This window comes from Streptomyces sp. NPDC045998 (assembly GCF_056430285.1).
This window is the reverse complement of sequence record NZ_JBWKLJ010000009.1, coordinates 54,848-69,193: the sequence shown is the minus strand read 5'-3', so window position 1 is coordinate 69,193 and position 14,346 is coordinate 54,848. Positions and strand designations below refer to the sequence as shown.

At 69.8% G+C, this 14,346-nt stretch carries 15 protein-coding genes; 6 read left to right on the top strand and 9 right to left on the bottom strand.

The window, feature by feature from the left end; all coding sequences use genetic code 11:
- Window positions 1-13 precede the first annotated feature (13 nt).
- The 3 genes from AC07FJ_RS25375 (at window position 14) to AC07FJ_RS25365 (ending at window position 1,825) form a co-directional block, all read left to right on the top strand.
- Window positions 14-649, top strand: coding sequence for a TetR/AcrR family transcriptional regulator (locus tag AC07FJ_RS25375; RefSeq protein ID WP_479051589.1), 636 nt, complete (start codon window positions 14-16; stop codon window positions 647-649).
- Window positions 650-680: 31 nt separating this feature from the next.
- Complete coding sequence (locus AC07FJ_RS25370) at window positions 681-1,223, top strand: DinB family protein (protein ID WP_479051588.1); 543 nt, start codon at window positions 681-683, stop codon at window positions 1,221-1,223.
- A gap of 92 nt (window positions 1,224-1,315) precedes the next feature.
- Window positions 1,316-1,825, top strand: coding sequence for a hypothetical protein (locus tag AC07FJ_RS25365; RefSeq protein WP_479051586.1), 510 nt, complete (start codon window positions 1,316-1,318; stop codon window positions 1,823-1,825).
- A gap of 111 nt (window positions 1,826-1,936) precedes the next feature.
- On the opposite strand, the gene AC07FJ_RS25360 is transcribed toward AC07FJ_RS25365, so the two are convergent.
- From AC07FJ_RS25360 to AC07FJ_RS25330, 7 genes are all read right to left on the bottom strand, one after another.
- Window positions 1,937-2,428: a hypothetical protein gene (locus AC07FJ_RS25360; protein WP_479051840.1), complete on the bottom strand. Its 492-nt coding sequence runs from the start codon at window positions 2,426-2,428 to the stop codon at window positions 1,937-1,939.
- A 163-nt stretch (window positions 2,429-2,591) separates the two neighbouring features.
- Complete coding sequence (locus AC07FJ_RS25355) at window positions 2,592-3,278, bottom strand: uracil-DNA glycosylase (protein WP_361420639.1); 687 nt, start codon at window positions 3,276-3,278, stop codon at window positions 2,592-2,594.
- 140 nt (window positions 3,279-3,418) lie between these two features.
- Window positions 3,419-4,993 (bottom strand): ABC transporter substrate-binding protein, encoded by a 1,575-nt coding sequence (locus tag AC07FJ_RS25350; RefSeq protein ID WP_479051585.1) that lies wholly within the window; start codon window positions 4,991-4,993, stop codon window positions 3,419-3,421.
- A 116-nt stretch (window positions 4,994-5,109) separates the two neighbouring features.
- Window positions 5,110-5,880 carry an SDR family oxidoreductase gene (locus AC07FJ_RS25345; RefSeq protein WP_479051583.1) on the bottom strand — a complete coding sequence of 257 codons (771 nt, stop codon included), beginning with the start codon at window positions 5,878-5,880 and terminating at the stop codon, window positions 5,110-5,112.
- A 14-nt stretch (window positions 5,881-5,894) separates the two neighbouring features.
- Window positions 5,895-6,656, bottom strand: a complete 762-nt coding sequence (gene fabG, locus AC07FJ_RS25340; RefSeq protein WP_361420648.1) for a 3-oxoacyl-ACP reductase FabG — start codon at window positions 6,654-6,656, stop codon at window positions 5,895-5,897.
- A gap of 174 nt (window positions 6,657-6,830) precedes the next feature.
- Complete coding sequence (locus tag AC07FJ_RS25335; RefSeq protein WP_479051581.1) at window positions 6,831-7,214, bottom strand: DUF3037 domain-containing protein; 384 nt, start codon at window positions 7,212-7,214, stop codon at window positions 6,831-6,833.
- Window positions 7,211-8,059 (bottom strand): HipA family kinase, encoded by an 849-nt coding sequence (locus AC07FJ_RS25330; RefSeq protein ID WP_479051579.1) that lies wholly within the window; start codon window positions 8,057-8,059, stop codon window positions 7,211-7,213. Before AC07FJ_RS25330 ends, AC07FJ_RS25335 begins: the two co-directional genes overlap by 4 nt.
- Before the next feature lie 508 nt (window positions 8,060-8,567).
- On the opposite strand from AC07FJ_RS25330, the gene AC07FJ_RS25325 reads away from it, so the two are divergent.
- Window positions 8,568-10,103, top strand: coding sequence for an NHL domain-containing protein (locus AC07FJ_RS25325; protein ID WP_479051577.1), 1,536 nt, complete (start codon window positions 8,568-8,570; stop codon window positions 10,101-10,103).
- Between the two features lie 51 nt (window positions 10,104-10,154).
- Here the strand turns inward: AC07FJ_RS25325 and AC07FJ_RS25320 are convergent, their stop codons facing one another.
- Together AC07FJ_RS25320 and AC07FJ_RS25315 are read right to left on the bottom strand one after the other, a co-directional pair.
- Entirely contained in the window at window positions 10,155-10,706 is a 552-nt protein-coding gene (locus AC07FJ_RS25320) for a hypothetical protein (protein ID WP_479051575.1), read from the bottom strand.
- Between the two features lie 43 nt (window positions 10,707-10,749).
- Window positions 10,750-11,838 carry a hypothetical protein gene (locus AC07FJ_RS25315; protein ID WP_479051573.1) on the bottom strand — a complete coding sequence of 363 codons (1,089 nt, stop codon included), beginning with the start codon at window positions 11,836-11,838 and terminating at the stop codon, window positions 10,750-10,752.
- 404 nt (window positions 11,839-12,242) lie between these two features.
- Here AC07FJ_RS25315 and AC07FJ_RS25310 point away from each other — a divergent pair, with 404 nt between their 5' ends.
- A complete protein-coding gene (locus AC07FJ_RS25310; RefSeq protein ID WP_361420666.1) occupies window positions 12,243-12,965 on the top strand; it encodes a hypothetical protein in 723 nt (240 codons plus the stop codon).
- Between the two features lie 67 nt (window positions 12,966-13,032).
- A partial coding sequence (locus AC07FJ_RS25305; protein WP_479051572.1) for an RICIN domain-containing protein occupies window positions 13,033-14,346 on the top strand: 1,314 nt, incomplete at its 3' end.

Here is a 14,346-nt window from a genome sequence, read left to right as displayed (position 1 = left end):
GTAGGTTGTCCGTATGACCGCACGTGCCGAACTGATCGCCGACGCCGCCCTCGCCCTCCTCGCCGAACGGGGCATGCGCGGCCTGACCCACCGCGCGGTGGACGAGCGCGCGGGCCTGCCGCAAGGCTCGACGTCCAACCACGCTCGTACGCGGCAGGCCCTGCTGGAGGCGGCGGTTCGGCGGCTGGCGGACCGCGAGGCGCAGGTGATCGGCCCGGAGGAGCTCGGCGCGGTGGGCGGCGCCGACGCGCTCACCGCGCGGGACCAGGGCGGCGCCGACGCGCTCGGGCAGGAGGGTGCCGACGCGCTCGGCGCCTTGCTCGACGTGCTCGCCCTGGCGCTGCACCGCTACCTCACCGACCACGGCGACCTCCTCGTCGCCCGGTACGAGCTCGCCCTGGAGGCGACCCGGCGGCCCGAGCTGCGGGCCTTCTACGACGAGACCGGCCGACGGTTCCGGGAGCCGCTGACCGCGCTGATGCGGGCGGTCGGGTCCACCGAACCCGAGCGTCACGCCCTGTCGCTGGTGGCGTGGTGCGAGGGGCTGATGTTCTCCTGCGCCGTGGGCGCGTACCACTCCGCCGTGCCCGGCCGGGAGGAACTGCGGAACGGCTTCGCGGAGTTGCTGCACGGCATGATCGACCGATAACCGCTCGCTCCGCGGCCCGAGGTCGGCGAGGATGCCGGACATGACGACAACCGAACAACCCGCACGGGACCCGCGCCTCGGGCCCTCAGGACTCGCCGGCGAGCGCGAGATGCTGGAGGGCTGGCTGGAGTACCACCGGGCGACCCTGGCGAAGAAGTGCCAGGGCCTGGACGACAAGCAGGTGCGGGAGCGGTCCGTCCCGCCGTCCGACCTGTCCCTCCTCGGGCTCGTACGGCACATGGCCGAGGTCGAACGCGCCTGGTTCCGCCGGACCCTGATCGGCGAGGACGCCGGACCGATCTACTACACCGAGGAAGACCGCGACCGGGACTTCCACGCCTCCGAGGACGACACCTGGGAGGAGGCGTACGCGACCTGGCAGGCGGAGATCGCGCGGGCCCGCGACATCGCCGCCGCGCACGGTCTCGACGATGTGGCCGTGCGCCCGGACCGCCGCAGCGGGGAGCCCTACAACCTGCGCTGGATCTATACGCACATGATCGAGGAGTACGCGCGCCACAACGGCCACGCCGACCTGCTGCGCGAGCGCGTCGACGGCGCGACCGGCGACTGAGCGCGTCGCCCGCGCGGCGGGCCGTCACCCGTGCGGATCAACAACCGCGCGTAGCCGTCCCGAACGGGCCCCGGAACCACCAGAGTTACGGCGTGCAACGAACGAGAACCACCGCGAAGATCCTGGCCGCCGTGGCGATGGCCGCCGTCTCCGGCTGCGTGGCGGTCGAGCCGCACCCCGGTTCCGCGCCGGCCGCGCCGGAGGCGAGCCACCCGGCGCCGCGGGGCGCGGCGCCGCAGATCGTCGAGGGCCCGGCGCGCGAAGCGCTGGAGGCCGCGCTGCCCTCACCGCCGGCCGCTCCGACCCGGCCCCCGTCCGCCGCGCAGGACCGGCGCAAGGCCGGCGGCACCGGCGCGGGCTCGGGCGGGGGCGCGGGGTCCGGCGGCGCGCACCGCGACGACCGCCCGCCGCGGCGGACGCCGCGCGCACCGGGCGTCCCGGACGCGGACGAGCTGCGCGCGCGACTCCCCAAGCTCCGGACCCCGGTCCGGCCCTCCCTGCCCGTCCACGTGCCGGACGCCTGCGCCCTCGGCGAGGACTACGGCGGCTGGCAGCGCACCAGCCAGGAAGCCCGCGCCTGCCGGGAGGCCTACGGTCACTGACCGCCGTGCGCCGGGGAGCACCCCCGGCGCGGGGGCGCGGGCGCGGGTACGCGTGCGGGCGCGGCCTCATGTCCGCGTGCCTCAGCGGCCGCGCGCTCACTGTCCACGCGCTCAGTGTCCGTGCAGCCGCCGGTCCAGCCGCTCGATGGCCGCGCGGACGCCGCTGCCGTACCCGCCGGCGTCCAGGGCCTCCGAAGCCGCGCGGGCGCGGTCGAGATGGGCCCGGGCGGCGTCCGGGCGGTGCAGCTTCAGGTAGTCGGCGGCGAGGTTGAGGTGGAGCGAGGGGTACAGCGCCCGCAGCGCCGCAGCGGTGGGGCTGGCGGCCGGCTCGCCGTCCGCGCCGCCCCGGATCTCGGCCCCGCCCCGGATCTCGGTCCCGCCCTCGATCGCGACCTCGCCCTCGGCCGCGCTGAGCGCCCGCAGGTCCCAGGCCAGCTCGTCGTCGGGGTCGTCCTGGGCGTCGGCCAGGCAGTGCGCGAGCGTGCAGCGCTGGAGGGGGTCGCCGTCCGCGCCGATCTGCTCCCACAGCGCGGCGAGGCGGTTGCGGGCCTCCTCGCGGTCCCCGCCGTGGAGCAGCATCGTCGCCTGCCCGATCCTGGTCATGACGGCGTCGTCCGGCGCCGCCTCCTCCTGCTCCTGCTGCTCACGCACTGCGGCCTCCGCTCGTCGGTCCTGCCTCCGACGCTAGCGGCGGGCGTCCGGCGAGCCCGGGAAGCGGGGCCCGCAAGCCCCGGGCCACCGCACGCGTCGTGCCGACGGCAGCGCCTCAGCCGCCCAGGTTCGGGAGGCGCCAGTCGATCGGGTCGTGGCCCTGCGCCTTGACCGCCTCGTCGATCTGCGTGAACGGACGGGAGCCGAAGAACTTCTTCGCGGAGAGCGGCGAGGGGTGGGCGCCCTTGATGACCACGTGCCGCGTCTCGTCGATCAGCGGCAGCTTCTTCTGGGCGTAGTTGCCCCACAGGACGAAGACGGCCGGGTCGGGCCGGGAGGCGACGGCGCTGATCACCGCGTCCGTGAACTTCTCCCAGCCCTTGCCCTTGTGGGAGTTGGCCTCGCCGCCCCGCACCGTCAGGACGGCGTTGAGCAGCAGGACGCCCTGCCGGGCCCACGGCATGAGGTAACCGTTGTCCGGCACCGGGTGGCCGAGCTCCTCGTGCATCTCCTTGAAGATGTTGCGCAGGGAGGGCGGGGTCTTGACGCCGGGCCGCACGGAGAAGCACAGCCCGTGCCCCTGCCCCTCCCCGTGGTACGGGTCCTGGCCCAGGACGAGGACCTTGACCTGGTCGTACGGGGTGGCCTCGAGGGCGGCGAACACCTGGTCGTGCGGCGGGTGGACCGGCCCCTTGGCCCGCTCCTCCTCGACGAACTCGGCGAGCAGCTTGAAGTACGGCTTCTCCAGCTCGTCGCCGAGGACGCCGCGCCAGGACTCGGGCAGCGTGTAGGTGTCGGTCACGTCAACAACCTCCGGTGTGTGATCGTCTTACGTGACAGAAACTACCGGCCACCACTGACAACCGGCCCTCCGCCTCCCACCGGCTCTCCCCCACCGGCCTTCACCTGCCGGCCGGCCTTCACCCACCAGCCGGCCTTCGCCTACCAGCTGGCCTTCCGCTCCAGCTCCCACATCTGCATGACGGTCTGCGGGTCGAGGGCCCGCTCGCCGCCCGCGATCTCCTCCGTCGCCGCCACGTACAGCTTGCCCTGCCACAGCGGCAGCAGGCGCACGTCCTCGGCGAGGATCTCCTGCGCCCTCTCGAACTGCTTGGAGACCGCCGCACGGTCGCTCTCGCGGCGCGACAGCAGCAGCTGCTCGGTGATCTCGGGGCGCTCGTACGGCGTGGAGTGGACGTTGTCCTTGCCGACGAAGGGCGCGACGAAGTTGTCCGGGTCCGGGAAGTCCGGGGACCAGCCGCGGCCGAAGACCGGGTACTGCCCCTTCTGGTAGCCCGCCTGGAACTCCTTCCAGGCCTTGCTCTTCAGCGTGATCTTGAAGAGGCCCGACGCCTCGAGCTGCCGCTTGAGCTCCGCGAACTCCAGAGCGGTGGCGGAGCCGTAGCGGTCGGTGATGAACCAGAAGGTCAGCTCCACCGGTGCGTCGATGTTCGCGTCGCGGAGGATCTCCTTCGCCTTGTCGACGTCCGGCTCGCCGAACCGGTCGAAGAACTCGGTGGTGTGCCCGGCGATGCCCTTCGGGACCATGGAGTACAGCGGCTCGGCGGTGCCCTGGTAGACCTTGCCGACCAGCGCCTCCCGGTCGACGACCTGGGCGATGGCCCGCCGTACCGCGGGCTTGGAGACGGAGGGGTCCTCGGCGTTGAAGACGAGGTAGCGGATGTCCGCGCCGGTCGCCTCGACCAGCTGGAGGCCCTCGTTGGCGGGCTTCCTCTCCCGCAGGTCGACGACCTCCTCCGCGGTCAGACCGCGGTACGTGGCGTCGATCTCCTTCTTCTTCAGCGCGTCGACCATCGCCTCCGATTCCGCGAAGTAGCGGATGGTGACGCCTTCGTTCTTACGGTTGGCGAAGCCCTTGTAGTTCGGGTTCTTCGACAACTCGGCCTTGACGCGCTCTTGGTAGGAGTCGAGGACATACGGGCCCGAACCGGTCAGCTTGCCGTCCTCGCGGAGCTTGTCCGCGGGGTATTCCTCCGGGTCGACGATCGACATCGCGGGGGTGGCGAGGATGAACGGGAACGTCGCATCCGGTTCCTTCAGGTGGAAGACGACGGTGGAGTCGCCGTTCGTCGCGACGCGGTCGAGCGAGCCGAGAAGGCCGCTGGGGCCGCCCTTCACGTTGATCGTCCGGATACGGTCGATCGAATGCTTCACGGCCTGCGCGTCGAGCTTGCCGCCGTCGGAGAACGTCAACCCGTCCTTGAGGTCACACTGGAAGACCTTGCTGGACGCGTCGGTGAACTTGCACTCGGCGGCGTCGGGCTGCGGAGTCGTGCTGCCGGTGGGGAAACTCAGCAGCGTCTGGAAGACATTCCGGTACAACTCCCATGAATTGTCCCAAGCGGCTGCGGGATCGAGCGTGGTGGGGGCGCTCGTCGTACCGACAACGATCTTGTTCTGCCCGTCGGTCTCGCCATCGGAGAAGAGGCCACAGCCCGCCAGCAGAGATATGGACGCAAGGGCTGCAGCGGCCTGCAGGCTGGTCCGGTTGAACACGTGCACGCTCCTCGTTCAGCCATGGGTCGGCCGACCATACCGCAGCGCCCCGCCCGGTCAATGCGCAGGCCCGGCGGGGCGCTTGGCTGGCAACAGTCAATCGGGAACAATCCGACTCAGCCGACTCCGGCATTCAGGAAAATTCCCCCGTCGACGACGAGCGTCTGGCCGGTGATCCAGTCCGACTGGCCGGAGGTGAGGAATGCTGCGGCACCCCCGATATCCGCCGGGACGCCGAGCCGGCCGAGCGGATAACCGGCCGTGACCTCCTCCTCCCGACCCTCGTAGAGGGCGGTGGCGAATTTCGTCTTCACGACCGCGGGGGCGATCGCATTGACCCGGACGACCGGAGCGAATTCATGGGCGAGCTGCAGGGTCAGATTGACCATGGCCGCCTTGCTCATGCCGTACGCGCCGACGAAAGGCGAGGCGGTGAGACCGGCGATGGAGGCGATGTTCACGATCGCACCGCCGTGGTCCTTCTGCCACGCCTTCCAGGTCTGCTGCGCGAAGCCGAGCGCGGAGATCACATTGGTCTCGTAGACCTTGCGGACCACGTTCAGGTCGAGCTCGGCCATCGGGCCGAAGACCGGGTTCGTACCGGCGTTGTTGATCAGGAAGTCGACGCGGCCGAAGGCCTCCATCGTGCGCTCCACCGCGAGCGCCTGATGCGCCTCGTCGTGGGCCTTGCCGGCGACGGCGATCACCCGGTCGGCGCCCAGCCGCTCGACGGCCTCCTTGAGGGCCTCCTCGCCGCGCCCGGTGATGCACACGCGGTCGCCGCGGGCGACGAGCGCCTCCGCGACGCCGTATCCGATACCGCGGCTGGCACCCGTGACGAGGGCGACCTTTCCGGACGGCTCGGGCAGATCCTGTGATGCGGTCATGTCCGTGACCCTCCTCAGTTGAGCGGGCCGCCGGCCACGTACAGGACCTGGCCGGAGACGAAGCCGGCGTCGTCGCCCGTGAAGAAGGCGATCGCATTCGCGACGTCCTCGGGCTTGCCGACCCGCTGCACCGGGATCTGGGTGGCCGCGGCGGCCTGGAAGTCCTCGAAGCCCATGCCCACGCGTGCGGCGGTCTGCGCGGTCATCTCGGTGACGATGAAGCCGGGCGCCACGGCGTTGGCGGTGATGCCGAACTTGCCGAGCTCCTTCGCGAGGGTCTTGGTGAAGCCCTGCAGCCCCGCCTTGACGGCGGCGTAGTTGGCCTGGCCGCGGTTGCCGAGCGCGGAGGACGAGGAGAGGCTGACGATGCGGCCGAAGCCGGCGTCGACCATGTGCTTCTGACACGCCTTGGCCATCAGGAACGCGCCCTTCAGGTGCACGTTCACGACCGTGTCCCAGTCGGACTCGCTCATCTTGAAGAGCAGGTTGTCGCGGAGCACGCCCGCGTTGTTGACGAGGATCGTCGGCGCCCCGAGCTCCTCGGCGACGCGCGCGACGGCCGCCTCCACCTGGGCACTGTCGGAGACGTCGCACCCGACGGCGATGGCCTTGCCGCCCGCCGCGGTGATCTTCTCGACGGTGTCCTTGCACGCGGCCTCGTCGAGGTCCAGTACGGCGACGGCGCGGCCCTCGGCGGCCAGTCGGACGGCGGTGGCGGCGCCAATGCCCCGCGCGGCCCCCGTGACGACGGCTACGCGCTGCTCGGTGGTGGACATGCTGGTTCTCCTCGCCCTTGGATCCCTGGGATGCGGCCGCCCGCCCCCTGACACGTCCATGTCGGTGAGCGACCGCTTAGTACCTTCAGCAGACGAGACGCTAGAAGCCCTGGCACCCGGTGTCAACGGCCCACCGGGTGCCCCCGGTCACGTGGCGTGCGCCCGACCCGGCTCTCAGCGCACCAGCAGGTCGAGCAGCCGCTCGGCCTCCGCCTCCGGATCGGTGGTCAGACCGGTGTGGACGGGCCCCGGTTGGACCACCGTGGAGCGCGGCGCGATCAGCCACCTGAAGCGCCGTCCGGCGTCGTCGGCCGCCGCCTGTCCGGCGTGCTCACCGCCCTGGCAGACGCCCTCGACGGCGCGCAGGGCGGCCCGTACGCCCACCACGTCGGCGTGCGGGTCCAGGGCCGTCAGTTTGGCCTCGTCGAGGTGCGTACGGGCGCACACGAAGGACTTGGCGCGGCAGTAGACCACCACGCCCGCGTTGAAGCACTCGCCGCGCTCGACGCGCGGTACGACGCGCAGCAGCGCGTACTCGAAGACGTCCCGGTCGGTCACGTGGTGCTGTCCTTCGTGCGGTCCTGCTGGGAGGGGGGTGCCAGCCGTTCGGCGAGCCAGCCGGGGGCCCGCGAGGGTCCCGGTTCGGTCCGCTCCCCGATGGTGATCCGTTCGTGGATGGTCGCGGCGCGCGACAGGAGCGTTTCCACATAGGCGCGGCGCAGCGCGTCGGTGGTCGCGAACCCCGGCTCGTCCACGAGCCATTCGTCGGGTACGTCGGCGGCGACCTCGGTCAGCAGCTCCTCGGTGACGAGCGGCGCCAACTCGGCCGCCGCGGTGGCCACGTCCGGGCCGAACGTGGCCAGGACGTGGTCGGAGGCGTCGTACGGCTTCGCGGCGGAGGCTGCTGCGCCCGGCCAGTTGTGGTGCCAGATCATGGTGGCGCCGTGGTCGATGAGCCAGGGTTCGCCGTGCCAGACGAGCATGTTGGGGTTGCGCCAGGAGCGGTCGACGTTGTTGACCAGCGCGTCGAACCAGACGACCCGGCCCGCCTCCACCGGGTCCATCGCGTAGGCGAGGGGGTCGAACCCGATGGAGCCCGGCAGGTAGTCCATGCCCAGGTTCAGCCCGCCGCTCGCCTTGAGCAGCTCCTGCACCTCCTGGTCGGGCTCGGCGAGTCCGATGACCGGGTCCAGCTGTATGGCGACCAACTCCGGCACCCGCAGCCCGAGCCGCCGGGCCAGCTGCCCGCACACGACCTCGGCGACCAGGGTCTTGCGGCCCTGCCCGGCGCCGGTGAACTTCATGACGTACGTACCGAGATCGTCGGCCTCGACGATCCCGGGGAGCGAGCCGCCCTCACGCAAGGGCGTGATATAGCGGGTCGCGACGACCTCTTCCAGCACTTTCCCAGGCCACCAATCTTTTCAGCCTTGTGATCCGCGGACGACTTCTCGGGGGCGTAGGGGCGGGAACCACCGGTCGACGGCGCGGGGGAGAATCCGGGACGTTCGGCCGACGGGCCGGTCACCCCGCTCCCCGGCAGACCGTCGATGACTCGCGCCCCTTACTGCCGGCCTCCGGCATGAAGTGAGCATAGTAACCGAGGGTGATCGCCGGTGAGCGGCGCCCGGGCCATCGAGCCAGGCTCACAACGGACTCACCCGGGCCGCGGCCAGGGCCACGGGAGGCCGCGTCAACGGCGCGCCCGTCATTCCCTCATGAGGGTGGCTGACCTTTCGGTCGCGTGTCGACGAGTGGGTCGCCTCGCGCAGGAGGCGCCCCAAAGCCGCAGATGGGCAAACGCTCCGTTTCCAGACAGTGGTGGGATCCGGCGTCCTGCTTCTCGTTCTGTTCGTCCGCTCTCCGCGTCACCATCAGGTCGGCGGTCGGGTGAACGGTGAAGGGACGAAGATGAGCACTGCACACGCGGGAGCTGCGGATGGCGAGCACTCCGCTCGCCTGATCAGCACGGTGGCGGGGACGGGTAACCCAGGGGCACCCAAAGGGGATAAGGAGCTGGCCGTTTCGGCTGAGCTGAACAATCCGTACGGGGTCGCGGTGGACCGCGAGGGGACCCTCTACATCTCCGAGTACGCCGGCCATCGGGTCCGGAAGGTCACGACTGACGGGAAGATCAGCACGGTCGCCGGGACGGGGAGCCCGGGACGTGGGGCAGAGGGTGTCTCCGCCCTCTCGGCAGCGCTGCAGAATCCGCGTGGGATCGCCTTGGACAGCGCGGGCGATCTCTACATCACCGACTGCGGCAACCACCGGATCCGGAAGATCACGATGGCCGACGGGAAGATCCGTACGTTCGCCGGGACGGGTACCGCGGCCCATGGCGGTGACGGCGCCTTGGCCACCGCCACCCATCTGAACACGCCGCTGGATGTCGCGGTGGACAGCGCAGGCGACGTCTACATCGCCGACTACGGCAACCACCGGATCAGGAAGGTGACAGCCGACGGGAAGATCAGCACGGTCGCCGGGACGGGCGCCCCGGGGTTGGCCGCTGACGGCACCCTCGCCACCGCCGCCCAGCTGAAGTACCCCACCGCCGTGACGGTGGACAGTGCGGGCAACCTCTACATCGCCGACTACGGCAACCAGCGGGTGCGGAAGGTCACGAAGGCCGACGGGAAGATCAGCACGGTCGCCGGCACGGGCGCCGCGGCCTTCGGCGGTGACGGCGTCCAGGCCGTCTCGGCCCCGTTGAGCACCCCCATGGCGATGGTGGTGGACAGCGCGGGCGACCTCTACATCGCCGACCGCGACAATCACCGAGTGCGGAAGGTCGCGGCCGACGGAAAGATCAGCACCGTCGCCGGCACAGGCGCCGCGACCTACGGTGGTGACGGCGAGTCGGCCGCTTCGGCCAAGCTGAAGTCCCCGCACGGGCTCGCCGTGGACTGCGTCGACACCCTCTACATCGCCGACCACGCCAACAACCGGGTACGGAAAGTCGGGTCGGTGAAGTTGGCCGGGCTGCCCGATTCGGGCGCGGTGGTCTCCTGGGCCAATGTGCGCAGCAGGTTGCGGATGGCGGTCGTGCGCGAGTCGACCAAGGACGGCGCCGAGGTTCACCAGACTCTCACCGTCGCCAGGGATCACCAGCGGTGGCGGCTGGTGGCGGCGGGCCAGGACGACGGCGAGGTCCTGTACCGGATCGAGAACGTGCGCAGCGGCAAGGTCCTGGAGGTCGTCGGAGCGCAGGAGACCGAGGGGGCGGTGGTCGCGCAGCGTGCCTACGAGGGTGTTGACGCGCACCACCAGCAGTGGCGGCTGATCCCGGTGGGCCCGGTGACCGATTCTCCGCGGGTGTTCGAGATCGCGAACCGGAACAGTGGTCTGCTGCTGCGGGTCGACACCAACGCCCGCACGGTGATCAAGCAGTACGAGGCGGAGGGCGACCCCCGGGACCGTCAGTGGCAGCTGCTTCCGGTATGACGCACGAGGGGGGCAGGGGCGTTCACGCCCCTGCCCCTCAGGCCTTGGGCGCTACTGGGAACCGGATGGTTCCTCGGTGGTCGTCTCGGTCGTCGTGGTTTTTCCCAGCTTCTGCGGGGTCTCGGCGGCCGCCTGGGGCGGCTTGGGGGGCTCTGCGGCCTTGGGCGCCTCCGGGGCCTTGGGGGCCTTGGTGTATGCCGCCTTGTCCGGCTTCTCCTGGAGGTCCTCGTTCTTTTGCAGGCCGTCCTCCTTCTTCACCGTCTCCTTCGCCTTCGCCATGCCGGCGGACGCCGTTTCGGAGACCGAGCCGGCATGGGCGGACTGGCTCTGGGTGTGGGCCGAATCGCGGGTGGTCTGGATGAAGGAGCCGAGGATGCCCATGATGACCCGGGCTTCGGGCGAATGCTCCTGGACGACTTTCGCCCGGGAGGAAGCCCCGTGGACCGAATGGACGAACAGGCTTGTGCTCTTGTCGTCGTATGCGCCCTCTTCGGCGTCCTCGAAGTCGACGTCCGCATCGGGCTGCGCATCGGCTTCGCCGGGCTTCACCGAGAAGAGCCCCGCACTGTTCTTCGCGAAACCGAAAATGTTGTCGAACACCATGGTCATCACCCCTGGTTGTCGTCGTGGCGGCGCCGCCGCCCGGTCAAGGCCCCTTGTGCAAAGCTCGCGGGTTGAAGGTCAGGGATTCGGCTTGGAACATCGTGTGGTGGACGTCCAGGGAGGAGACGACCTCCATCCGCCCCTTCATGCGGTATCCACCGCCGGCCAGGTTGATGTCGGCGATGTCGCGGGCGACTACCTGGGCGAGGCCGAGGCTTCCTGCTTGCGGGGGAGACAGGACCGGAACCGGCACGGCGTACTCCACCGCGAGGAACCCGGCGAAGGTCACCGGGATCTCGTACTCGAAATGCCTGTGGGCACGCCGCTGCGTGGCGATGGTTTCCACCCGGGAGTCCGCCGGGACCTTGCCGGAGATCTGCGATTTCGAGACCCAGCTCGTCGTCAGGGAGCCGCCGACGGTGGCCGCGAGGCCCAGCGCCAGCTGCGCGTTGAGCGAAGCGCTGCCCGTGGCGCTGCCCTGGGTCGTGAACGCCACCGAGTTCGTCATCGAGTTCGATGCCGAGTTGCCCGTCGAGTTCGTCGTGGCCGTTTCGGTGGCGTTGGCGTTGTCGACCCCGACACTGTCCTTGCTGTTCTTGTTGGTCACCGTGTTGGCGTTCTTGTTCGCCATGTCGTTGCGCAACTGCGTCCCGAACTGCGCCTGCAGATCCATCTTGAGCTGGTTCTGCAGCTGCAGTTGCAGCTGAGCGCCGATGGTGCCGCCGAAGGTCAGCTTGGCATCCCCGTGGAGCGACCACGTCACCCCGTTCGACACCGTGAATTCGACCGAGTCGGTGAAGGTCATCTCGTGCGTCGCGCTGCGGTTGACGTAGGCGCGTGAGGAGAAGGTGTCGGGCGGGGGCGGGGTGATGTCGCCCCGCTCCTCGATCAGCGGTTCTCCGAGATTCATGTAGGCAAGCCAACCCCGATCGAACGCGGAGCCGGCGAAAGTGCCGTAGCTCAACTTGTTGATGGAGATGCCGACGGGCCTGTGCCGCACGCCGTTGTTGTCGGTGTAGACCAGGTTGGGGTGGTTCAGGAGGGACGGCAGGTCGATGCCGAGTTCCCGCAGGTTCTTCTTCGTCAGCGGATGGCGCTTGAACCGTTCCAGGTTGTACGCAGTGGAAGGCATTCCCCGTCCTCGACTGATCTGTCCGAAACGCGCTCAATGAAATGGAACAGGCGTCCGCGCGCTTTCCGAAATTCGAAGCTATCAGGGTTGCCATTTCCTGGGAAGGCACCTTCAGGCATCACGCTCAATCGAGTGAAAAGCGTTCCCTGGTCGCCCTCAACTCCCCCCGATAAACGGTAAGTTGAAGCGCTGTCGATCGCTCGGTCGATGGCTTCGAAAAAGTCTTGCACATGCATGTTGCATCCGCGCTGGATGCGGTGGATGGGGTTTTTGATTCGGCCGTCCATTAAACCCCGGGATTATGCGGATGCAGGGCGGCAAAATGCTGCGGCAATGGCACGCGGCAAGCACGGCACGGCGGCTGGCTTACTGGTCTGCACTTCAACAAGAGGTGAGGTTCCGCGATGTACACCCAAGAACGCACGGCGATGTCGAATCTGGTGGTCGGCGGCCCGGTGGCGGTGAACAGCTACGACAACGCGATCGTGGCCGCGCTGGTCGAGAACCGGCCGGTGATGCTCGTCCACGCCTTCAACGGCGGCTTCCTGCGTCCCGTCGAGCTGAAGGACAGCATCCACGACAAGGGGGTCAAGCTGTCCACGGCGCTCGACCCGGCCACCAAAGAGGCGCAGGGCCACCTCTGGTACATCACCCCCGCCGGCTTCTTCGGGCAGCGGCCGCTGTACTTCATCGAGAGCGCCGCGGGCCAGGTGCCGCCCAAGCCCCCCGTCGCCGGCCAGGCCGATGCCGGGCGTGGCGACGACGGCGTGCCCAAGCCGCAGCGCCGGCGCATCACCGTCCACCAGGACGCCCCCAAGGGCACCACGGCCGACGTCGTCCAGGTGGGCCTGCCCGACAAGGTCGGCGACCTGTGGCGCGGGAAGAACGGCGCGCCGGAGGACACTCAGCTGTGGGTCGTCACGGTGACGCCGTGGGGCGGGATCACCTTCGTGCCGATCACCCACCCGGACACCATCCTCGGGTTCAAGGACCACGCGGTGGCGGCCGACAGCGAGGTGCGGGTGACCTACAACTGGGGCGGGGACTTCACCGGGACGGTCATCAACACGTTCTACCCGCGACTGGCCAACGAGTGGAGCGTCCCCTACCACCACGTCTTCACGTGACCCGCGGCCGCCCCGCCGCCACACCTGTCCCGAGCCCACGCCCGTACCGCCTGGAAGAGGCACCACGATGCCCGTGCCCACGCAAGAACTGAAACTGGAGATCGTCAACGCGGCCACGGGGAAGATCCTCGGCGCCAGGTCCACGCCGGGAACGGACGGGGCACTGGTCGTGCGCGACTTCCCTGACGGTGGCCCGAGCCCGGAGCAGTGGCGGCTCACCCCCGTGCAAGCCGGAAACGTACAGGACGAGCAGCGCTATGTGATCCGCAACGCGGGCGGCGGCAAGGTCCTCGACAACCCCGCGGCCGCGGACCGCGGCATCCGCCAGTGGGACGCCGCCGCCGGCAGGAAGGCCCAGCAGTGGCGCTTCGTCCCCGTCGAGGACGAAGCGGGTCTCTTCTTCATCGAAGACGCCACCGACGGCGCCGTTCTCGACCTCGCCGACCCTGGTGCGGACGAGATCCGGGTCGTCCTGCGCAAGTACGACGACAGCGCGGCAAGCCAGCGCTGGCGGTTCGTGCCGGCCACACCCGAGCGCGTCAGCGATCCCGTGCTGCGCTGGGCGCCCCTGAGCCACTGGAACAGCCGCCAGTCCTGGCGACTGGCCCGCTCGGCCGCGCTGCGGCCGGCACCCGACGCGACACCCTCCTTCAGCGACATGCTGCTGGTCCTCAAGCGGTTCGGCAGCGACCAGGACGCCGGCGCGTGGAAGAGCGTGGGCGCCGGCGGCTCAGCCGGCGGGCAACCGGGCCGGTGGGCCGGGCTCGGTGACCGGTTCCTCGCCGACACCACCGGAGCGGGCCGAGCGGACATCGTCGGGTGCAAACCCGCGAAGGGGACGGTCACGGCCTCCAGCCAAGGTGACGGCACCTTCAAGGACGACGAGCGCGTCCTGCACCCACCCGTTCCCTCGCCGAGTCCCAAGGACGTGTGGACTCTCGTGGACACGACGGGCGACGGCAGGCCCGACATCGTCGCACTCGCCACCGACGGTGTCCGGGTGTTCCTGCAGGACGAGAGCGAGAGGTTCACCCCGGCGAGTGCCGAGCCGGTCATCAAGGCGTTCGGTCACGGGCAGTCGGCGGGTGGCTGGGTCGCCGACGAACATCCCCGCTTCCTCATCGACACCACCGGTGACGGCCGCACCGACATCGTCGGCTTCCACGACGACGGCGTCTGGATCTCACTCCAGGACGAGGAAGGGAAATACGCACCCCTCGCCGGCGAACCGGCTCTCCAAGCCTTCGGCCACGGGCAGTCGGCGGGCGGGTGGATCGCCGGCAAACATCCCCGCTTCCTCATCGACACCACCGGTGACGGCCGCACCGACATCGTCGGCTTCCACGACGACGGCGTCTGGATCTCACTCCAGGACGAGGAA